The sequence below is a fragment of the Paenibacillus popilliae ATCC 14706 genome, from assembly GCF_000315235.1.
GTDB lineage: Bacteria > Bacillota > Bacilli > Paenibacillales > Paenibacillaceae > Paenibacillus_B > Paenibacillus_B popilliae.
Genome location: NZ_BALG01000041.1, coordinates 1 through 20,413, shown reverse-complemented (window position 1 = coordinate 20,413; position 20,413 = coordinate 1). Strand labels below are relative to the sequence as shown.

The following is a 20,413-nucleotide window of genomic DNA, read 5'->3' as shown; positions in this document are numbered from 1 at the left end:
TGTCGAATGCTTAAGGCAGCTAAAGCCACCTCGCATCCGAAGCGCCTTATATCCCCCTAGCTAAAGCTAGGGGTTTTACGGCGCTAAGTTATAAGCCGCATTCATCTCATCGATATCCCAGCACTTCTGCACCAGTTGGCCAGGCTCGCTCCAAGCGACATGATCCGCCCTGAAAATTTCCACCTATCCGGAAATGCCACGTGATTCCACGATGTCCCGCTAACCAGCTTTTGGGATACTGTTGTGGTTCATGTCAGACTGCGCATTGTGAAAATCGACTTGCAAGATGACATTTTCCTTGTACCCGGCAAACTTCAGTGCCTGTAAAAAACCCTGTCTCGCCATATCCAGAGAAGGATGATTCGCGTACTGCTCCATACCAATCTTGACCATCTTCGTACCGTCTTCATTCTGCCCATGTCCTTCGGTGCGCTCAAGTTCCCGCATGCCGCCAGCAGCAATTATTTGCGCTTTCAACAGAGAAATAGTTAAACAGCGTATTGGCGAGTATCGGTGTATAAAGCTCTCTTGCGCTCATCAGACATGAAATGTGTTCACGCAGATGCTTCAAGAAAGGAGCGTGATGAGTCTGTATCCTGCATTCGCATGGAAGCAAGATGTGAATGCGCTGCCCTCGTGGCTTAGCGCTGCTGCTTGGTAGCACAGATACAAAGATGTTGCGTAAACATCTAAAGAGGGCATAGATTGCGCAGTGTCGTGCTGAAGCATGCAATCGGATATCGAGGTTCTTCAAGGAGATCATCGCACATTATACTACGTTTTTTCAATGGTGCGTTATTTTGCCGTTATAATATCACGGTATCAAAATGAATGTCAATATTTGGGCACATCTAATATATTGAGTGTAATAAATATAATGGATCTTGCTCCGCAAAAAAAGGAAACCTTGACAGACGTGAAGCCCATCCAGGTTTCCTTTCCCTAATTTGTTACCGACATGTTATTCTGCTTTATTCACTACCGGAGTTACCTCATAAGCGTAGTCTTCTTCATGAAGGTCTCTTTTTACTCTTCCATTTTCATTTAGTGGCTTCGGCTTCATTACTTGTACCATAAATTGTGTGCCATATTCTGCTTCATAATTGCCTGCGCCCACTAAAGTGATCGTTTCATCTGGGTTTGCATACACATTTGATAGCTTTTCATATTTCGAAGCCTCGTCTACGATATCATGAAATGATAGATTGTAGAAATATTGAACACTAGGATTATAATAAATAATAGACCCGGTCTTCTGGCCTGACATTTTGCTAAGCAGCTTTACATTTCCACTCGCCTTCACTGTATCCAGTTTGACAATAACTTCAACAGAGGAATGTGGCGGAACTTTTATATTTTGTGGTTGAGCTGTGTAAGTATGAGTTTCAGTCTTTGTATTGCTGGATGTATCTGAAAAATCAAATTCAGTCGATACTTCTGCCCCCACTTCAGCAACGAGAGGAATCTCAAACTTAGAAGAAATTTTTTCTCCGAATTTAAAGCCAGTCGTCGTTGAGCTAGTGACGGAATTGGTAAACTGCTGTGTGAAACTGTCTGTGCTCAGCGTTTGCTCCATATCTGAATCATTAACTAAAGTGCTTGATCCCACAAATACCGTTTTCGAATTCGAAAGGATCGGCGAACCATCCGCTTCTACCGAAAATTCGCGATACTTCACATCAGTAAAACCTCCAAGAAGGCCACTCCCCCCATAGGTTCCTGGCTTTCCTGCATGCTGCCCATATATATCCATTGCATGATCGATAGGAGTCGACCAATCTACGATACCCGCATCTGTTGCAGCCGTATTTGTTACGCCTGCTGCAGCAACTACAGGGACTGCGGGTGTTATGGCGAGTAAAGCGCTAATGGAGGCAATCGCAATGGCAGTTACAATTTTCTTTTCTTTCATCATCAACATCCCCTAACTCTGTTAAAGTTTTTTCTGCGTTTGGATGAAAACGGGTAGCCCCTGCAGGGGAGATAAGCGTCAGTGCCTAATGCCCTCCTATCAGATGATGGTCAGTCCTCAATTCTAACTTTACGGCCGGTGGCGATGAGGAAGTCCCGGACAAAACAGCTTGCTGGGAGCCTAAAAATAAGACGCAAATCAAAAAGGCGCTCGCTATCTTCTTCATTGCTTCCCCTCCCTTTCTTACCTAATCTAGTTGTTGTTCGCTGATTACAGTTTAACGATAACATGATTTGATCTCGGTTATTATATAAGAGTAGTTATATTGTGTTTCAATAATGTGAAATTGTGTAGAATCATGTCGAAATTATCAAAAATATAAAATACTTTGTCGAAAAACATTAAAATAAGGCTCTATATTCCGACAAATAAAGTAAGGAGGACAATGACCTCCCTTAGGAAAAGCTTTTCTTCTCCAACATTTTGACACAAGTGAATTACGCAAGGGGGAGACGGTATGGTTTATCCGTTAAATTCCATTGAAATCGGGAGAATTATTAAGGACTTGCGCTTAAAGCAAGGGTTGAGCCAGCAGGCTCTGGCGCAGGGGATTTGTACGCAACCTCATATCAGCAATATTGAAAATGGGCGAGAGGTTCCATCTGGCTTCATATTATATTTACTGTCAAAAAAATTAAGAGTAAATGTAAAATATTTATTTGATATCAACAACGATTCCACTATCATCTATAAAAATAATATTAAATTAATTGTCCACTCCTTTATTCAAGAAAATGATTTCGGACAAGTCCTGAAGATACTGGAAGAAGAAAGCTATCTTTTTGAAGCACCCGAAGATCAGCAATTCCTCCTCTGGGCGAAAGCTATATCTCTGTATTATTCCTCTAAGGACTTTCGTTCAAGCTTCATGATGCTGAAAGCAGCATTAAAAAAAACTTGCAAATCTTTGAAGTTTTGTTCCGAACAGGAACTGACGATTATTAACAGCATCGGCATATTGTTATCTGAATCCAACCAAAATCGTAAGGCGCTGCGCATTTTGCATTGGACTTACCGCCATATTCATCGGCATTATTATATAGAAGACAGAGCATTGCCCATCAAAAACATCTACGCGATCGCACGTTCGCTTTCAAGAAATAAGGACTATCAGAACTGTATACACTATTGCAATAAAGGGATCGAACAATGTTTGAACTATAATTCTCTCTATCTATTTGGAGAGATATATTATGAAAAAGGGTTGAACCAATATTTTTTAGACCACTATGAATCTGCATTAGAAGATTTTGAACAAGCCATAATGCTGTTCAAGCTTAAAAAACAATATAACTTCAAAAATATTGTCGAAAATAAAATAATAGAATTAGGACTGAGAAAAGAATGAAGTTTTTCTTAAATCTCATTGCGCCGGGGACGATCCTGGGCTTGTCCAGGGACTTTGCTGGGTTCATGGGTTATGTTTGAATCCACTAATTCCATAAAACATCTCACCTGTCTGTATCTACTGTAACGTTCAATACTTTTGCATCTATCTTACCGCCAGTTGTCTATCTATTCAAAATATCCAAAATTGGTAAATATATCTAGGGAATATACCTGAGCATGAAGGGAAATATATCTATTGAACTTCAGATTCCATCAGGAGGAGATATTACCGATGAAAGCCATTTGTATACTCGCTTTATTAGCTTTATTGGCGTGTACGGGCTGTGGCCAATATAAGACAAACCAAGTGAAGCCGAAAGGAGTAACGGATAACCGGATCAAAACTTCCCAAACACCGAATTTGCTCGAAGGCCCGGAGGGAGCAATACGAGCTCCTCATCCGCTTTCGTTATCGGATTTGCGCGCGAAATATAAAAGTACTTTTTTACTTAGTGCTCCTTCGACGAAGCGCGAAGTTGCTTTAACTTTTGACGATGCCCCTGACAATGTATTTACTCCTCAAGTGCTCGATGTTTTAAAACGCGAGGGAGTGAAGGCGACATTTTTTCTAGTCGGCAACCGGATCGAAGCCCACCCCGAAATTGCACAAAGAATCGTCAACGAGGGCCATATCGTGGGAAATCATTCGTACAGTCACCCGAATCTCCCACAACTAAGCGATGCTGCTTTTCGGGAAGAAATCATTAAAACAGACAATGTAATCCATTCGATCTCGGGGTATAAGCCTACATTTATTAGGCCCCCGTATGGAAATATTAGCGAAAACCAAATTCAATGGCTGGCCAGCCAGCAAAAGTTGATTGTAAACTGGAATGTCGATTCGTTGGATTGGAAAGGATTGGATGCCGAACAAGTCAAGACGAATGTTTTGGCGCAGGTGCATCCGGGTTCGATTATTCTTCAGCATGCGGCGGGGGGAACCGGAGAGGATTTGTCGGGCACCGTTCAGGCGTTGCCGGAAATCATTAAAAAACTCCGAAACGACGGAGTCAAACTGGTTACGATTCCTGAATTGCTAAATATTCCAAAACAAATCAATTTCTAATCATCTCAATGGCTTATTCCAACTTTACAATAAGGAGGAGTGAGCTTTTTTGCTGGCCATCAGCGAGAATAAAGAGTTAAAATGATTGATTTTGAACGAATAGTGAACAAACCTAGTGAAATATGATTGATTTTGATTGCATAAGATTGATTTTTGTTGGCGTTTTCAATACAATAGCGTTGAAGGAGATGATGAGATGTTAACTCCGGAACGACATCGATTGATTTTGGAATTGCTAAAGGAAAAGGGAGTCGTTAAGATTCAAGAGCTCGTTGATGAGACCGCTTTCTCCGAAGCAACGATTCGGCGAGATCTGAGCCATCTGGAAAGCGAGAATCTGCTGAAGCGAGTTCACGGCGGTGCTGCCCTGCTCCAAGGGAAAGGGATGGAATCTTCTTTACGTGAAAAATCGACCCAGCAGTTAAGTGAAAAGAAACAAGTAGCTGAGCTTGCCGTTTCTCTTATTCAAGAAGGCGATTGCATTTACCTCGATGCCGGAAGCACCACATACGAGATGATACCTTTGCTTGTTGATAAAAAGGTGACCGTCGTAACCAATGGACTTATGCATCTTGAATCTCTTTATAAATATGACATTCCGGTTTATGTCGTCGGGGGCAAGATAAAGGGGCTTACAAAAGCATTTATTGGCAGCCAAGCGGTACGCGGCTTGCAGGATTATCGATTTGACAAATGCTTCCTTGGCACCAATGGCATTCATGAGGAACTTGGCTATACGACACCCGATCCCGAAGAGGCGAATATCAAGAAGATGGCTCTCTCCTTATCCGAGAAGAGCTACGTCATTGCTGACAGAAGTAAGTGGAACAAGGTCTGCTTCGTACAGTTTGGGGCTATCGATGAGGCAGCGCTTGTGATTGATCAGTTGGAACCGGAAACAGAGAGCTCCATCAATAACAAGACGACATTAATAAAGGTTGTGAAATAAATGATTTATACAATGACACTCAATCCTTCGATTGATTACTACGTATACGTGGACCCATTCCAGGTTGGCTGCTTGAACCGAATGACGAAGGATGAGAAGTATCCGGGTGGAAAGGGCATTAATGTCTCACGGGTATTATCCCGAATCGGTGTACCAACGAAAGCCCTTGGATTTATCGGCGGCTTTACGGGACAGTACATTCAAGACCTATTAAATAACGAAGGCATCGATACCGATTTTGTTCAGGTCGAAGGAGATACCCGAATTAACATCAAGCTGAAGACGGGGGAAGAGACCGAGATCAATGGCACAGGTCCCGCCATCTCGGAAGATAAGCTCCATGAACTGCTTGATAAGATTGAGGAGATGAGCAATTGCGACACGCTGGTGCTTGCAGGCAGCATTCCTTCCAGCTTGGATGCAGGTTTATACGGCGATATCATGAGACGCTGCTTGGATAAGGGCATTCGAGTTGTTGTCGATACGAGCGGCAAAGCCATGCTTGAGCTGCTAACCTACCGTCCATTTCTCACAAAGCCCAATCAGTATGAGCTGGGAGAATTCTTCAATGTGAACATTGAATCCTTGGAGGAGGTCTTGCGCTATGGCCGCCAATTGGTTGAGATGGGTGCACAGCATGTCATTGTCTCCATGGCAGGTGACGGCGCAGTGCTTATTACCAAAGAAGCAGCCTACGTGGCGAATGTGCCGCAAGGCAAAGTGATCAACTCGGTAGGGGCAGGAGACTCGCTCGTTGCAGGCTTTATTGGAACTTATGCAGTAAAAGGCTCTATTCAGGAGGCTTTCGCTTATGGCGTGGCAACCGGCAGCGCAACGGCATTTTCAAATGACTTATGCAAGAAGGAATATATTGAAGAACTGCTTCCGCAAATTAAACTGACACAAGTGGGGGAGAGAACATCATGAGAATTACAGATCTACTGAAGCAGGACACGGTCATCCTCAATCTTCATTCGACAGGGAAAGAAGCCGTTATTGACGAGCTGATTGCTACGTTAGACGAAGCAGGACGCTTAAGCGATTCGAAGGCTTTTCGAGAAGCGATTATGCTTCGCGAGAGCCATAGCACAACAGGGCTTGGGGATGGAGTGGCAATCCCACATGCGAAGACGGCTGCAGTAAAGGTGCCTGCGATATGCTTTGGACGCTCCATCGAAGGCGTGGATTATGAGTCGCTGGATGAGCAGCCTGCGCATTTGTTCTTCATGATCGCTGCGACGGATGATGCGCATGATACCCATGTCGAGACGCTGTCAAGATTGTTTACGCTGCTGGATGAGGATATGCGTGAGGCCATGTTGAAGGCGGCTTCGGTGGAGCAATTGCTACGCATTGTGGACCAGCGTGAAAATGAAGTGCTGGCAGAGCAAGAAGCGGAAGAGAAGGCGCAAGCCGAGAAGCGAGGCGAGGATCAAACCAAGGATCAAGCCAAGGATCAAGCCAAATCCCAAGCGCCAAGTGAAGCTTCTGCTACGAATGCTCGGCCCGCATCTGAACAAGATCGTCCATACCTGATTGCTGTAACGGCCTGTCCGACAGGCATCGCTCATACTTATATGGCAGCGGATGCCTTAAAGAAAAAGGCGAAAGATATGGGCATCGAGATGAAGGTTGAGACGAACGGTTCCACAGGTGTTAAAAATGGACTGACCGCAGATGACATTGTTCGAGCTACGGCAGTTATCGTGGCCGCGGATAAGCAAGTCGAGATGAATCGTTTTGCGGGTAAGCATGTCATTCAGGTTCCTGTTGCGGATGGAATTCGCAAGACCGAGCAGCTCATTGATCAGGCACTAAAGCAAGACGCACCTGTGTACCGCGCTTCTGAAGAGAAGACGGTGCAGAAAGAGGGCGGCGGCAAGCGCGGCGTCTACAAGCACCTGATGAATGGGGTAAGCAACATGCTTCCATTCGTGGTTGGGGGCGGTATCCTGATAGCGTTATCATTCCTTGTTGGAGGGATTAACGCCGAGGGGGATATCGCGGAGCTTTTATCCAAGATCGGGAATGCTGCCTTTATGTTTCTCGTACCGATTCTGGCTGGATTTATTGCAAGCAGTATCGGAGATCGTCCTGCGTTTCTGCCGGGTATCGTCGGAGGTTATCTTGCGGCTGAAGCCGGTGCCGGCTTCCTTGGCGGACTTGTTGCGGGATTCCTGGCCGGTTATGTTGTTATTCTATTGAAGCGTCTGCTTCAGAACCTGCCCCAAGCATTGGAAGGAATTAAGCCCGTGCTGCTGTTCCCACTGCTTGGCTTGCTCATCGTGGGCAGCTTGATGGTTACGGTCATTAATCCGCCAGTCGCTGCTTTGAATGGCCTGATGACGGACTGGCTGAACAGCTTGAATGGAGCAAATGCGATTCTGCTCGGTATCATCCTAGGCGGTATGATGGCGGTCGACATGGGTGGCCCGATTAACAAAGTAGCCTTTACGTTCGGTATTGCAGCGATTGAAGCGGGCAACCTCGGTCCTCATGCTGCGGTAATGGCAGGCGGGATGGTGCCGCCGCTAGCGATCGCACTGGCGACAACGTTCTTCAAGAACAAGTTCACCGAGAGCGAACGGAAGTCCGGCGTGACCAACTATGTCATGGGGTTGTCGTTCATTACGGAAGGAGCAATTCCATTTGCTGCGGCTGATCCGCTCCGTGTACTGACGAGCTGTATTCTTGGATCGGCGATTGCAGGCGGTCTCGCGATGGCCTTTGGCATTACGCTCCCGGCTTCACACGGGGGAATCTTCGTTATCGCTTTAGTCAATAAGCCATTCCTTTATCTGCTTGCGATATTGATCGGTTCTATCGTAACCGCCCTTACGCTTGGCGTATGGAAGAAGAAAGTAACGGTATAGAGTCTGAATCATAGCGGCCGTTCCAAGGAAGCGAACTCTTGGAACGGTCTTTTGCGTCCGTATCATTGTGTAAAATAGCTTCTTCCACATCATTGAGGAGAGCCATGTTCAAATCCCCCCCTTTACATAAATTCACTTCTGTCTAATGTTATCATCGCCCCGAGGTCAGATGGAATCTCTCACCCATTTTCATTTTCAGAGTTTTTTTATCAGTAAGGTTTTTCACATCCTTGCCAATTGCGGCACGGATTCAGAGCATTTCACATTGTTGATATGAAATATAACTATTCTTATGTAATAGTCGAAATCGAACCATGTTATTATTAATTTGTAACTTAGTAACTATGATTCATATAAAAAATTTAATTTGTTAGGGGCTGATTTTTTTGAAGAAGAACAAATTGTAGCTGTCGCTTGCATTTCCTTCATATAGAAAAATAGTAAATATTACTCTTACCATCCCTTTAGAAATAGATGTAATCTTGATTCCACAGCTTGATAATATCATGCTCCTGTGATCTCATCCTGGGAGCATTATAAAGGAGGACTAAGAGGTAAAATCATCAGCATAATCAAATTTGGAGGGATACATAATGACAAAATATTTTTTGAGAAAATCGCTTTGTTATCCTAAAATGATGCTAGGCTTCCTGTTCCTGATCGCGTTACTCGCGGTTGGCCAACAAGATGCAAGCGCGGAAAAAGTCCGTCCTGAGTTTCATGCCGAGAAGGTGGAGGATGCTGTTTCTATAGCGCCAAAACTTTTAGATAGTTATACAAAATCAGTGAACATCGGTGAAAAATATGGGCTTGATTTCAAACCATCAGTAACAAGCGTTGCGGTTGATGCTACCGATACTTCCAGGGTTGGATTTGGATGTAGTGGTATTTACCGAAACAATCCAAGCATCGAAAGTAAAGAATTTTCCAGTGCGAGCGAATATGTTGAATTCTACAGAAGTGCATTAACTGATGAATATATCGATGAACTTGTAGCAAGTAAACCGTCATATTTTGCTGAGAAAAATATTGATTCTATGAAGACGGAAATGGGGAAATTAAGAATCTTAATTCAAAAGACAAAGGATGTAGCTACATCTAAAAATAAATATTATAATGATAATAGCGAACCAAGTATGCAAAAAAACTGGCTTGTGGAAAATTGTGCTGAAGTTTGGGCGGTTAGAGACGCAATATTGCAAGGGGGAAAAATTGATAACGTAGTATTAAGATCAGTTAACGTCGAAACTGGATCAGTTAAACCTTTCTGCAAAAACTGTAAAATAACCTTTAAAGATTTTATTACATCAATGAAATAGGTGGGAGAGATAGATTGGAGATCAGTAAAGAGACTTTGAAAATGTTAAGAGAGTCTGGATGGTTTGAAGGAAGGAATATTGACATTAAAGAGATTGAAGAGAATTTAGAACAATTAGGTTACGTTGTTTTCCAAGAAGTGAAGAATTTTTTAAAGGAATTTGGAAACTTAGTAATAGAAGATACTTTAAACGAGGAAACTCACAATACAAGTATAAGATTCACTAATTATTATGCTCATGGAAGTTTTGTTTCTGAGGAGAAATATGCTAAAGAAAAGTTGATCCCAGTAGGAAAAATCGATAGTGATTATTTAGTATTACTTGTTTCAGAAAGCGGAAAAATATACTGTAGTACTGGAAAATTAGGAGACAGTGCTTTAGAAGCATGGGAAAACTTAATTAACGGTCGTGGTGTCCAACCATGGGGAAGTTACTGATAGCATATTAATGGCTCATTCCAACTTGAACAATGAGATGGAAAGAGCCTTTTTTTTGCCCAAAATCTAACGAGAAATAAAAAAGGAAAAACGAGATAGAAAATCTTCAAATAAAAAGATGGCCCCCGATTGCTTCGGAAGCCATCTGCTGACACGGGCGACGGCGTCCCCCTGCGGCACATTCATGCCGGCTCCTATATAATGGTGGGTGAGAGCGATTGACAATGACCCATTCAAGGCCTACTTCAACCAGGGGGATCAGCCGGGCCGCGATCGCGTTGCGAATGTAACGTATTCCTTGATTTCAAGTGAACTACCTCCAAGTAAGGAATAATTACCCCTGGCCAATACGGGGTCGATCTGTGGGCTTGCGAAGCCACGCTGACGCTGAAGGCGCAATATCCGCATCTGAAATGCTCGATCATTGCGGCCTACAGCCAGCAATGGCACTTACCTCGGAAAATGGCAGCTCGACGCCTTCGGTGGATGCTGAAGTTGGCCTGCAAAGCTGCTTGCTGTCTTGATAGCTATAGGTCCGCCATCTACACCGAGCTAGAGCGTCTGCCTTTAGTGGAACTCCACCATCACTTTGCAAATATCATTCGTGAATTGCACCGGATCGCCAATCGGCAGCCCTTCAATCAGCAGCGCCTGATGATACAGCAGATTCGTGTATAGGATCAGCTTCTCGCGGTCATTCGCGAGGACGTCCTTCAGCGACTGGAACACGTCATGGTTGACGTTGATTTCCAGCACCTTGTCCGCCTGGACATCCTGGCCGTTCGGCATCGCCTTCAATATTTTCTCCATCTCGATGGACAATTCGCCTTCGCTGGAGAGGCAGACCGGATGGGACTTCAGCCGCTTGGATGCCTTCACATTCTTCACTTTGTCCTTCAAAATCTCTGTCATCGCATCGAACAGTTCTTGGTTGTCCTTCTCTTCCGCAGCGGCATCCTTCTCGCTATCGTCTGCGTCAATGCCCAGATCGCCGCTGGAGACCGACTTGAATTCCTTCTCCTTGTAGCTCATGATCATCTTGATCGCGAACTCGTCGATATCATCCGTGAAGTACAGAATCTCATAGCCCTTGTCAGCCACCAGCTCCGTCTGAGGCAACTTCTCGATCCGGTCGATCGAATCACCGGAAGCATAATAAATATACTTCTGATCTTCCGGCATGCGGGAGATGTACTCATCTAGGCTGACGAGCTTTTTCTCCTTCGAGGAGTGGAACAGGAGCAGATCCTGCAGTACTTCCTTATTCATGCCGTAATCGCTGTAGACGCCATATTTCAGTTGACGGCCGAACGATTGATAGAATTGTTCGTATTTCTCTCGCTCTTCCTTCAACAGGCGCTGCAGCTCGCTCTTGATCTTGCTCTTGATATTTTTGGCGATGAGGCTGAGCTGGCGGTCATGCTGCAGCATCTCGCGGGAAATATTGAGCGACAGATCCTCGGAGTCGACCATCCCTTTGACGAAGCTGAAATAATCCGGCAAGAGATCGGCGCATTTATCCATAATAAGGACGCCGTTGGAGTACAACTCCAGCCCTTTCTCATATTCCTTCGTATAGTAGTCGAACGGCGTCTTCTCCGGAAGGAAGAGAATCGCATTGTAAACGACGGCGCCGTCCGCCTTGATATGGACATGCGTGATCGGCTTATCGAAGCCGTACCGCTTCTCGGCATAGAAGTTCTCGTAATCTTCCGCGGTCAGTTCATTTTTATTTTTGCGCCAGATCGGAACCATGCTGTTGATGGTCTGCTCTTCCGTAAATTCCTCGAATTCATTCTCGGCGCCTTCCTTCGGCCGCTGCCCCTTCACATCCATCTTAATCGGATAACGGATGAAGTCGGAATATTTTTTGATGATCGATTTCAGGCGATAATCGTCCAGGTACTCATCATAGCGATCATCCTCGGTATTTTCTTTGATTTTCAAAATAATGTCCGTTCCTACCGAATCCTTCTCGCACGGCTCGATCGTATAGCCGTCGGCCCCCTTCGACTCCCATCGGTACGCTTCCTCGGCGCCCAGCGGCTTGCTGATGACGGTGACGTCATCCGCCACCATAAATGCGGAATAGAAGCCGACCCCGAACTGCCCGATAATATGATGGCCGTCCTTAAGCTCGTTCTCGTTCTTGAAGGCGAAAGACCCGCTCTTGGCGATGATGCCCAGATTGTTCTCCAGCTCGTCCTTCGTCATGCCGATCCCGGTGTCGGAGATCGTCAGCGTCCGGTTCTCCTTGTCCGGAATGATGTGGATGTAATAGCTGTCCTTGTCGAAGACGAGCTGCTCATCGGTCAACGCTTGGTAGTAGATTTTATCGATCGCGTCGCTGGCGTTCGAGATCAATTCTCTCAAAAAGATTTCCTTCTGCGTGTAAATGGAGTTGATCATCATCTCGAGCAGTCGTTTCGACTCTGCTTTAAATTGTTTTTTCTCCATGATGGGTCTCCTTTCGATAGCATGATTTTAGCACTCTAGATGCGTGAGTGCTAACACTTCCTTTTATATATCATATTCTGAATTTGAATGTCAATATGTTCAAGCAACGGCCGCCCGCAGGCCGCCATGCACGACTGCCTTCTCCGCTCCCAGCTTCCCCCTTTACTAACGCGAAAAGCATGTCTGTCGATTATTGTATCATTGTTGACTCCAAAATCATATGTCGATCACATGGGCTTTTTTCATGTCTACCGCCGGTACAATATCCAAGCCGAGAGGATACGCCAATGTTTTGATTCGTCAATTGTTTTGCAATTTGCAGATGCGATTCAGCGTGTTCCTGCCAGCGTATGATATTTTCGATTACAGGCTTGTAGGCTGCAGGGGCGGCGTCTCTCATGGCAAATAAACCGGAATGTACGTTGCGATCGAGCCGCTCTGCGTTCTGTATGCAGGCAACCAGTGTATCAACAAGGGTCTACGCACTCTCTCCGTTCACCATATAGACTGCGATATAATTCAGTTACTACAGACTGCCACATCGCATGATCATTGACTTACACGAACTGCCGGATGTCATTGTTGCGGTCGAAGCGGAAGATCGCGATAAGCGCGAAGACGACGGCGAAGGCGATCAGAATCGCCATATGCAGAGACAAGCTGCCAAACGTAACACCTTGCTGCAGCTTATTGATCATATCCAATAGCCAATGCTGCGGCATGAAGTTCGAGATTTTGCGCATCGTATCCGGCATGATGTCCATCGGGAAGAAGCAGCCGGCGAGCAGACATGACGGCGTAATAATCAGATTTTGCAGGGCGCCTGTACCCGCGCTGCTCTTCGAGAACGCGACGATCAAGAGCGAGAGACTGATGGCCGTCAAGGCGAACAGGAACAGCGCCGCAATCATAATGCCGTACGGGATCCCGGAGTCAATATGGATAATGTTCTTCATCACGATCAGCGTGACCGTAATCTGCAACAGCATCATCACGACATTGACAGCCACGTTCGAGAGCACATACGTCCTGGCCGAGACGGGCGCGGACAGAAGCCGCAGGAAGGTGCGGTTCTCCTTCAGAATCATCTCTGACATATTGACCGCGGAGTACATCATGAACGCGACGAGGAAGCCGAAGATTTCCCCTTCGCGCACATTCAGCGAAATATTGTCGACGGCGATGAAATCACCGAATTTTTTGGTTAAATGGTGGATTTCCAGTACGTTACTCACCCGGCTCACTCCTTCCATGATGATGTCCGTATTGTAATAAAAAAGGATGCGCTTATGTCAGTGCATAAGTTCATCCTCTGTCCATGAGAATATTCATGTTATTCGGCATGAGCATGTTCACCGGTCTCCGCAAGGCAGAAGCATCGTTACGGTGAAGCCATTCGTTCCGTCGACGATAACCGTGCCGCCCACGGAAGCGGCCCGCTCCTCCATGCCTACATCCCAAGCCCATTCACGACCTTCGCCGCTCCGACGCCGTTGTCCGAGACGACCGCCTTAATGAATTTATTCAGCACCCGAACTTCAACATGGATGGCGGTGGCCTGCGCATACTTGAGCGTATTCGTGACCGCCTCAGTCGCATTATGCTGAATGATCTTCCATTGCAACGGCGTGATGGCGTCGATATCCCCGTCGTAGGTCAGCGTCGCGGCCACGCCATCCCGAGCCGCCACCTCGTCAACGAACAGGCGGAGCCGGTTGATCCCCATCTCCTCCGGTCGCGGCTTCATCTCCTTGAGCGTCAAGCAGATGCGCTCCAGCCCGTCCTTAGAGATTGCGATGGCATTGCCCAGCAGCTCGGACGCCTTGTCCCGGTCGGTGGTCAGCAGCAGCCGCACCGCCTCCATCTGGATGAGTGCGCCCGCCATGGCATGGCCGACATCGTCATGAATCCGCTGGGAGAGACGGTTCCGCTCCTCCAGCTTAATCGTATATTCGGACTGGCGGATATATTCGTTGTTCTCGCTCAAGGTGCGGGCCAACCGCTGCAGATCTCCCCGCACATGTTCCCGTTCGTTGTCCACCCTGGCGAGCTTAACGCTGAGGCGATTTCTTTGTTGGATAAGCCGCGGGCGATATGGTCCATCACGCCCAGCTCCCGTTCGGTGAAGAGGCTGCGGTCGATCTTGCATCCGTTCGGATCGGCAGTAGGCAACGCCGGGGTCTTTTCGCACTCGGGCACGGCTGCGGGCGGGGAAGGAAGGCCGCCTGCGGCAAGGTTCGCTTTGATCTTGTCCACCACGACATCCTGCAGAACGTGATGGTCGTTGCAGACGCTCTTGATAGCGTCGCGAATCCGTTCGGGGTCATTATTCTTAAGCAGATATCCGCGCGCTCCCACCCGGATGGCTTCAAGCACGAACTCATCATCGTCGAACGTCGTCAGAATGAGCGGCTTGACCGCGGTCTGCTCCGTCAACAGGCGGGCTGCCTCGACGCCGTTCATATTCGGCATCCGCACATCCAGCAGCGCAACGTCCACGTCGTTGCTCTTGCAGAATGCAACCGCTTCGGCTCCATCCTCGACCGTACCGGCCACTTCGAATTCCTCGAAGCTGGACAATATGATTTTCATACCTTCCCGAATAAACGAATTGTCGTCCGCGATCAGCACTTTGATAGTCAACTGCGGTCCGCCTCCTGTCGCACGAGCTTTATTTCTGTAGTATGACCGACATCCAACAGCCCCCGTCTTAGGGCAAGACGGGGGCTGCACGATAGTTGGCTTATTCCATTACAATATCATGTACGAGCACCGGCGCTTCCGCATGGTCGCTGATGCGGATGTTTGCGTAAATTTTCTCGATGACATCATCGACGTTCTCGCGGTTGGCATGGATCGTGACCAGGGATTCGCCGGCCTGAACCGCGTCCCCGATCTTCTTGTTCAGCATCAAGCCGACCGCAAGATCAATCTCGGAATCCTTCGTCGCGCGTCCCGCGCCGAGCAGCATGGCCGCCGTTCCAATCTCGTCCGCGACGATCTCGGCGACAACGCCGGCTTGACGTGCCGGAACCTCGATCTTGCAGGACGCTTGCGGAAGCAGACTCGGATCGTCGACCACGGCTGGATTGCCGCCCTGATTCGCAATGAATTGCTTGAACTTCTCCAGCGCCTTGCCATTGCGGATGACTTCCTTCAACTGCTGCTCCGCTTCTTCCAAGGATGCGGCTCCGCCCGCAAGATACACCATCTGCCGGCCAAGCGCCAGGCACAGCTCCTCCAGATCGGCCGGACCGTGCCCGCGCAGCGTATCGATCGCTTCCTGCACTTCCAGGGAGTTGCCGATCGCGCGCCCAAGCGGCTGGCTCATATCCGAAATAACGGCCATCGTCTTGCGGCCGACGTTGTTGCCGATGCTGACCATCGCGTGCGCCAGCCGCTTCGCATCCGCGGCCGTCTTCATGAAGGCGCCGGCCCCGGTCTTCACGTCAAGCACGATCGCATCGGAGCCTGCCGCGATCTTCTTGCTCATAATCGAGCTGGCGATAAGCGGAATCGAGTTCACCGTGCCTGTGACGTCGCGCAGCGCGTACAGCTTCTTGTCCGCCGGCGTCAGGTTGCCCGTCTGTCCAATGACGGCAATCTTATGCGTATTGACAAGATTCACGAACTCGTCCTTGCTAATCTCGACATGGAATCCCTCGATCGATTCCAATTTGTCGATCGTGCCGCCTGTATGGCCGAGCCCGCGCCCCGACATCTTCGCCACCGGAATACCCAAAGCCGCGACGAGCGGCGCCAGCACAAGCGTTGTCGTATCTCCGACGCCCCCGGTCGAATGCTTGTCCACCTTGATGCCTTCAATGGTCGACAGATCGATCTTGTCCCCGGAGTTCACCATCGCCATCGTCAAATCGGCCCGCTCCCGCTCCGACATGTCCTGGAAATAAATAGCCATGGCCCAGGCGCTCATCTGATAATCGGGAATATCCCCATTCGTATATCCTTCGATGACGAAGTTGATCTCCTCCGTCGTCAATTCCTTGCCATCCCGCTTCTTCGCGATCAAATCCACCATTCTCATCGTCAATGCTCCTCCCTGTCTCTGTTGATTGATGCACTGCCGCCATCTGTGGCGAGCTTGTTTGATCAAGAGCTTGTCCAAGAGCTTGGGCCGCTAGATCGAGATAGCCGTCTCCAGCGCGACCTCCATCATGTCGTGGAAGGTCGTCTGACGCTCGGCCGCCGTCGTTTCTTCTCCGGTCAGCACATGATCGCTTACCGTCAAGATCGTCAGCGCCTTGACGCCGTATTTTGCCGCGAGCGTATACAGCGCCGTCGTTTCCATTTCGACGCCAAGCACACCGTAATCCATCAGCTTCTTCACGACAGATTTGTCGCTGCGATAGAACATATCCGAGCTGAATACATTGCCGACGTGCAGCTTCAATCCCTTGGCCATTCCCTGCTCATAGGCCGATTGCAGCAAGGGGAAGCTGGCAATCGGCGAATAGTCGTACCCGCTGAATTCATGACGGTTCATGCTGGAATCGGTGCAGGATGCCTGGGCAAGAATGACGTCGCGCACATGCACATGCTCCTGCATCGCGCCGCAGGTGCCGACCCGGATCAAGGTTTTAACGCCGTAATCCGCAATCAGCTCATTGGCGTAGATGCTCGTCGTCGGAATGCCCATGCCCGTGCCTTGAACCGATACCCGCTTCCCTCGATAAGTGCCTGTAAAGCCCAGCATGCCCCGTACTTCGTTATAGCAAACGATGTCCTCCATATACGTCTGTGCAATATGCTTCGCTCGCAGCGGATCGCCTGGAAGCAGTATCGTCTCTGCAATCTCGCCTTGCTTCGCTCCAATGTGAACGCTCAACCTGTTCATCCTCCTCTGTTCGCTGCGAGCCTGTTCCCCCAGGAACTTCAGCATCGCGATCATGGATTGTCTGCGATTTGTTACAGGAACAGACCGGCGACCGTGGCCGACAGCACACTGACCATCGTAGCCCCGTACAGCAAGCGCAGGCCGAAGCGGGCGACCGTGTTGCCCTGCTTCTCATGCAGCCCCTTCACAGCCCCGGATATAATGCCGATGGATGAGAAGTTCGCGAACGAAACCAGGAAGACGGATACGATGCCAATCGTCCGTGAAGACAAGATGCTATCGTTCGTCATGGCGGACAGATCGAGCATCGCCACGAATTCGTTCGCCACCATTTTCGTCGCCATGATGCTGCCCGCATCGACCGTTTCCGCCCAAGGCACGCCCATAAGAAAGGCGAACGGCGCAAAAATATAACCCAAAATTTGTTGGAACGTAATGCCGAGCAAGGTTCCGAACAGACCATTAATCATGGCAATCAGGGCGACGAAGCCGATCAGCATCGCGGCGACGACAATCGCTACCTTGAACCCGTCCATTATGTACTCGCCCAACATTTCGAAGAAGGTTTGCTTATGCTCATCCTGAACTTCGAGAATGTCCTCTTCCTTCGACACGGTATACGGATTGAGAATCGAGGCGATAATGAACCCGCCGAACAGGTTCAGCACGAGCGCTGTGACGACATATTTCGGCTCGATCATCGTCATGTACGCCCCGACGATGGACATAGAGACCGTCGACATGGCGGACGCACACAGCGTATACAAGCGGCGCTCCGGCAGCATGCCAATTTGTTTCTTGACCGAAATAAACACTTCAGATTGCCCCAATATGGCGGAAGCAACCGCATTATACGATTCCAGCTTGCCCATACCGTTCACCTTGCTAAGCGCAAGGCCAATATATTTAATAATGAACGGTAAAATTTTTGTATATTGCAAAATGCCAATCAACGCGGAAATGAACACGATCGGCAGCAGAACCGCCAGGAAAAATTGCGTGCCCTGCCCTTCGTTCACGATGCCGCCGAACACAAAATTAATGCCTTCCGCCGCATAGGCCAGCAGCGCTTCGAATATGGTGGAAAATCCCCGAATCAGCTTCTCGCCCACCGTCGTGTTCAACAATACAAACGCCAGGACGATCTGTAATACAATCATTTGTGCCAGCGGCCGATAGCGGATACGGCCCCGGTCCTTGCTCGCCATGTAGGTTAGTCCGAATACGACCAGCAATCCGACAATAGCAATTACATATTTCATCTGAAGTTCCTCCCAAGCTTATGCATGCAATACAAATCCGGATTCCTGTTATCGCTTACAAAAGGCCCAGAACGGGAAACGCTATTTGCTGTCCTGTTCCATATCTTCGGCGGAAAAAGCGCCCGGCAGCAAACGGGAAATCGTCCACTCCTCGGTATTGCCATGAAGATTCGACAAAAAGATTCTCGTCTCGCTATCGCAAAATTCAGCCAGCACCTGACGGCACGCACCGCATGGAGCAACCGGACCTTCGGTATCCGCTACGACGGCAATGGCTTCGATCCTCTTCTCGCCCTCGGACACCGCCTTGAACACGGCGGTTCGCTCCGCGCAGTTCGTTAAGCCATATGACGCATTTTCCACATTGCACCCGCGGAATATTTTCCCTCCGGCAAGCACGGCGGCCCCCACCTGAAACCGGGAATACGGCGTATAAGCCTGCTTGCGCGCTTCCAGTGCCTCTTGAATTACTTGCTCCTTCATGATCTGCTCCTCCTTCATCGACGCTTCTCCGCCAACGTTTGCTTTCTTACACAGCAATTTAGTATGAAGATGACGACTCCATCCCATTTATAATGCTTACTCCGGAACTCGCTCCGATTCGGGTAGCTCCCGCTTCAATCATCATGTTGACATCCTCCAGGCTTCGTACTCCGCCGGATGCTTTCACGCCCGCTCGCTCTCCAACCGTTCTGCGCATTAACGCCACGTCTTCCCGCGTAGCTCCGCCCGTAGAGAAGCCGGTCGAGGTCTTCACGAAGTCTGCGCCAGCCTTCACCGCCAGCTCGCATGCGCGAACCTTCTCCTCCTCCGTAAGCAGGCATGTCTCAATAATAACCTTCACGAGCGCTTTCCCGGCAGCGGCTGTCACGACGGCCGCGATGTCCCGCTCGGCATCGTCATCGTTCCCCGCCTTCAATTGTCCGATATTGATGACCATATCCACTTCCGTTGCCCCGTTCGCAATCGCGTCCACCGTCTCGTAGGCTTTGACGGCAGATGTCGAAGCACCGAGCGGGAACCCGATGACCGTGCACACCTTGACCGAGGTGCCGGCCAGCCGCTCTGCACAGTACGCCACCCAGGTAGGATTGACGCATACCGAGGCAAATTGATATCGTTTCGCTTCTTCTATCAGCTTCGTAATGTCGCCTTTCACTGCGTCTGCGCGCAACAGCGTATGGTCAATCATTTGCGCCATGCTCATGATGAATCCCCCTTGAACGATTTCGTCTTCATACGTAAAGGTTAACCATATTAATGCAAAAGTATCATAACACGCGCCTGAACCGATGTAAACACTTTCAAGAAATTATGTTCATTGCAAATTCATGAACTTGTCGCTTGAAGCATAGGATGACCCGTTTCCGGACACTCATCTGACAAAAAAAATCCCCCTGAAACAGCGGAAATCGGACGGATCGCTTTCTTGTTCCAAGGGGAAAGCGCTGAAGGCAGCGCCGGAAGCCAGAGGCAATCCAGACGCGGTCGCAGCGCAAGGGCTGGCGTATTGCAACCAGCTGTTTGCGATTGAACGCGAGCGGAAGGAGGCCACGCCGGAGGAACGTTACAAAGCACGGGCAGAGCGAAGCCAACCGGTGCTGGATGCGTACTATGCCTGGCTGTCGCCAGCAGAAATCCCAGATAATGCCCACACAAGTCTGCTGGGCCAGGCGATGGCCTACAGCCTGAATCCGTGGGAGAAGCTGAGCGCTTTTCTGAAAGAGTGAACGTCAAATAGGCCCCACCTAGCGGTCAGATTGGGGCCAGTGTATGATCGATGTAGATTAGTTCAGACGGCAGAAGTCCGGCAACTGCGGCGACCACGGCATAA

General features: G+C 48.7%; 19 protein-coding genes and 1 pseudogene. 9 read left to right on the top strand and 11 right to left on the bottom strand.

The window, feature by feature from the left end:
• Positions 1 to 219: 219 nt before the first annotated feature.
• Positions 220 to 447 (bottom strand): ABC transporter substrate binding protein, encoded by a 228-nt coding sequence (locus tag PPOP_RS04740; protein WP_042227465.1) that lies wholly within the window; start codon positions 445 to 447, stop codon positions 220 to 222.
• Positions 448 to 961: 514 nt separating this feature from the next.
• The gene (locus PPOP_RS04735; protein ID WP_159101808.1) at positions 962 to 1,915 is read right to left on the bottom strand and encodes an ETX/MTX2 family pore-forming toxin; all 954 of its coding nucleotides are present in this window, start codon (positions 1,913 to 1,915) and stop codon (positions 962 to 964) included.
• Positions 1,916 to 2,429: 514 nt separating this feature from the next.
• Between PPOP_RS04735 and PPOP_RS04730 the strand changes: the two genes are divergently transcribed.
• The 8 genes and pseudogenes from PPOP_RS04730 to PPOP_RS20030 all read left to right on the top strand — a co-directional run.
• Entirely contained in the window at positions 2,430 to 3,320 is an 891-nt protein-coding gene (locus PPOP_RS04730; protein WP_006284935.1) for a helix-turn-helix domain-containing protein, read from the top strand.
• Between the two features lie 273 nt (positions 3,321 to 3,593).
• A complete protein-coding gene (locus tag PPOP_RS04725; RefSeq protein ID WP_006284934.1) occupies positions 3,594 to 4,427 on the top strand; it encodes a polysaccharide deacetylase family protein in 834 nt (277 codons plus the stop codon).
• Positions 4,428 to 4,623: 196 nt separating this feature from the next.
• Positions 4,624 to 5,376 carry a DeoR/GlpR family DNA-binding transcription regulator gene (locus PPOP_RS04720; RefSeq protein WP_006284933.1) on the top strand — a complete coding sequence of 251 codons (753 nt, stop codon included), beginning with the start codon at positions 4,624 to 4,626 and terminating at the stop codon, positions 5,374 to 5,376.
• Entirely contained in the window at positions 5,377 to 6,303 is a 927-nt protein-coding gene (pfkB, locus tag PPOP_RS04715; RefSeq protein ID WP_006284932.1) for a 1-phosphofructokinase, read from the top strand.
• Complete coding sequence (locus PPOP_RS04710) at positions 6,300 to 8,249, top strand: PTS fructose transporter subunit IIABC (protein WP_006284931.1); 1,950 nt, start codon at positions 6,300 to 6,302, stop codon at positions 8,247 to 8,249. The genes pfkB and PPOP_RS04710 overlap by 4 nt, the downstream gene beginning before the upstream one ends.
• A 593-nt stretch (positions 8,250 to 8,842) precedes the next feature.
• Positions 8,843 to 9,568 carry an NAD+--asparagine ADP-ribosyltransferase gene (locus PPOP_RS19280; protein ID WP_234399683.1) on the top strand — a complete coding sequence of 242 codons (726 nt, stop codon included), beginning with the start codon at positions 8,843 to 8,845 and terminating at the stop codon, positions 9,566 to 9,568.
• A 14-nt stretch (positions 9,569 to 9,582) separates the two neighbouring features.
• Positions 9,583 to 10,005 (top strand): SUKH-3 domain-containing protein, encoded by a 423-nt coding sequence (locus PPOP_RS04700; protein WP_234399680.1) that lies wholly within the window; start codon positions 9,583 to 9,585, stop codon positions 10,003 to 10,005.
• Between the two features lie 330 nt (positions 10,006 to 10,335).
• Positions 10,336 to 10,467, top strand: a pseudogene (locus PPOP_RS20030) (SLOG family protein); the annotation flags it as partial.
• 105 nt (positions 10,468 to 10,572) lie between these two features.
• On the opposite strand, the gene htpG reads toward PPOP_RS20030, so the two are convergent.
• From htpG to deoC, 9 genes are all read right to left on the bottom strand, one after another.
• Positions 10,573 to 12,462, bottom strand: coding sequence for a molecular chaperone HtpG (gene htpG, locus PPOP_RS04695; protein ID WP_006284928.1), 1,890 nt, complete (start codon positions 12,460 to 12,462; stop codon positions 10,573 to 10,575).
• A 557-nt stretch (positions 12,463 to 13,019) separates the two neighbouring features.
• Positions 13,020 to 13,697 carry an ABC transporter permease gene (locus tag PPOP_RS04690; protein WP_006284927.1) on the bottom strand — a complete coding sequence of 226 codons (678 nt, stop codon included), beginning with the start codon at positions 13,695 to 13,697 and terminating at the stop codon, positions 13,020 to 13,022.
• Positions 13,698 to 13,912: 215 nt separating this feature from the next.
• Complete coding sequence (locus PPOP_RS04685; protein WP_234399678.1) at positions 13,913 to 14,461, bottom strand: sensor histidine kinase; 549 nt, start codon at positions 14,459 to 14,461, stop codon at positions 13,913 to 13,915.
• Complete coding sequence (locus PPOP_RS04680; RefSeq protein ID WP_042227467.1) at positions 14,446 to 15,105, bottom strand: response regulator transcription factor; 660 nt, start codon at positions 15,103 to 15,105, stop codon at positions 14,446 to 14,448. The genes PPOP_RS04685 and PPOP_RS04680 overlap by 16 nt, the downstream gene beginning before the upstream one ends.
• A gap of 100 nt (positions 15,106 to 15,205) precedes the next feature.
• On the bottom strand, positions 15,206 to 16,507 hold the full coding sequence (locus tag PPOP_RS04675) for a pyrimidine-nucleoside phosphorylase (RefSeq protein ID WP_042227463.1): 1,302 nt from the start codon (positions 16,505 to 16,507) through the stop codon (positions 15,206 to 15,208).
• 93 nt (positions 16,508 to 16,600) lie between these two features.
• A complete protein-coding gene (gene deoD / locus PPOP_RS04670; RefSeq protein ID WP_042227461.1) occupies positions 16,601 to 17,308 on the bottom strand; it encodes a purine-nucleoside phosphorylase in 708 nt (235 codons plus the stop codon).
• 80 nt (positions 17,309 to 17,388) lie between these two features.
• Positions 17,389 to 18,579, bottom strand: coding sequence for a NupC/NupG family nucleoside CNT transporter (locus PPOP_RS04665; RefSeq protein ID WP_006284921.1), 1,191 nt, complete (start codon positions 18,577 to 18,579; stop codon positions 17,389 to 17,391).
• A gap of 81 nt (positions 18,580 to 18,660) precedes the next feature.
• On the bottom strand, positions 18,661 to 19,119 hold the full coding sequence (locus PPOP_RS04660) for a cytidine deaminase (protein ID WP_159101809.1): 459 nt from the start codon (positions 19,117 to 19,119) through the stop codon (positions 18,661 to 18,663).
• 1 nt (position 19,120) lies between these two features.
• Positions 19,121 to 19,786 carry a deoxyribose-phosphate aldolase gene (gene deoC, locus PPOP_RS04655; RefSeq protein ID WP_006284919.1) on the bottom strand — a complete coding sequence of 222 codons (666 nt, stop codon included), beginning with the start codon at positions 19,784 to 19,786 and terminating at the stop codon, positions 19,121 to 19,123.
• A 172-nt stretch (positions 19,787 to 19,958) separates the two neighbouring features.
• On the opposite strand from deoC, the gene PPOP_RS25740 reads away from it, so the two are divergent.
• Positions 19,959 to 20,309, top strand: coding sequence for an IS66 family transposase (locus tag PPOP_RS25740; RefSeq protein ID WP_093470974.1), 351 nt, complete (start codon positions 19,959 to 19,961; stop codon positions 20,307 to 20,309).
• The last annotated feature ends 104 nt before the right edge of the window (positions 20,310 to 20,413 follow it).

Excerpts from the sequence above, each read along its gene's own strand:
- PPOP_RS19280 (WP_234399683.1), top strand. The coding sequence starts at position 8,843 with ATGACAAAATATTTTTTGAGAAAATCGCTTTGTTATCCTAAAATGATG.
- PPOP_RS04665 (WP_006284921.1), bottom strand. The coding sequence starts at position 18,579 with ATGAAATATGTAATTGCTATTGTCGGATTGCTGGTCGTATTCGGACTA.
- htpG (WP_006284928.1), bottom strand. The coding sequence starts at position 12,462 with ATGGAGAAAAAACAATTTAAAGCAGAGTCGAAACGACTGCTCGAGATG.
- PPOP_RS04710 (WP_006284931.1), top strand. The coding sequence starts at position 6,300 with ATGAGAATTACAGATCTACTGAAGCAGGACACGGTCATCCTCAATCTT.
- deoC (WP_006284919.1), bottom strand. The coding sequence starts at position 19,786 with ATGAGCATGGCGCAAATGATTGACCATACGCTGTTGCGCGCAGACGCA.
- PPOP_RS04730 (WP_006284935.1), top strand. The coding sequence starts at position 2,430 with ATGGTTTATCCGTTAAATTCCATTGAAATCGGGAGAATTATTAAGGAC.
- pfkB (WP_006284932.1), top strand. The coding sequence starts at position 5,377 with ATGATTTATACAATGACACTCAATCCTTCGATTGATTACTACGTATAC.
- PPOP_RS04740 (WP_042227465.1), bottom strand. The coding sequence starts at position 447 with ATGCGGGAACTTGAGCGCACCGAAGGACATGGGCAGAATGAAGACGGT.
- PPOP_RS04735 (WP_159101808.1), bottom strand. The coding sequence starts at position 1,915 with ATGATGAAAGAAAAGAAAATTGTAACTGCCATTGCGATTGCCTCCATT.
- PPOP_RS04725 (WP_006284934.1), top strand. The coding sequence starts at position 3,594 with ATGAAAGCCATTTGTATACTCGCTTTATTAGCTTTATTGGCGTGTACG.
- PPOP_RS04720 (WP_006284933.1), top strand. The coding sequence starts at position 4,624 with ATGTTAACTCCGGAACGACATCGATTGATTTTGGAATTGCTAAAGGAA.
- PPOP_RS04675 (WP_042227463.1), bottom strand. The coding sequence starts at position 16,507 with ATGAGAATGGTGGATTTGATCGCGAAGAAGCGGGATGGCAAGGAATTG.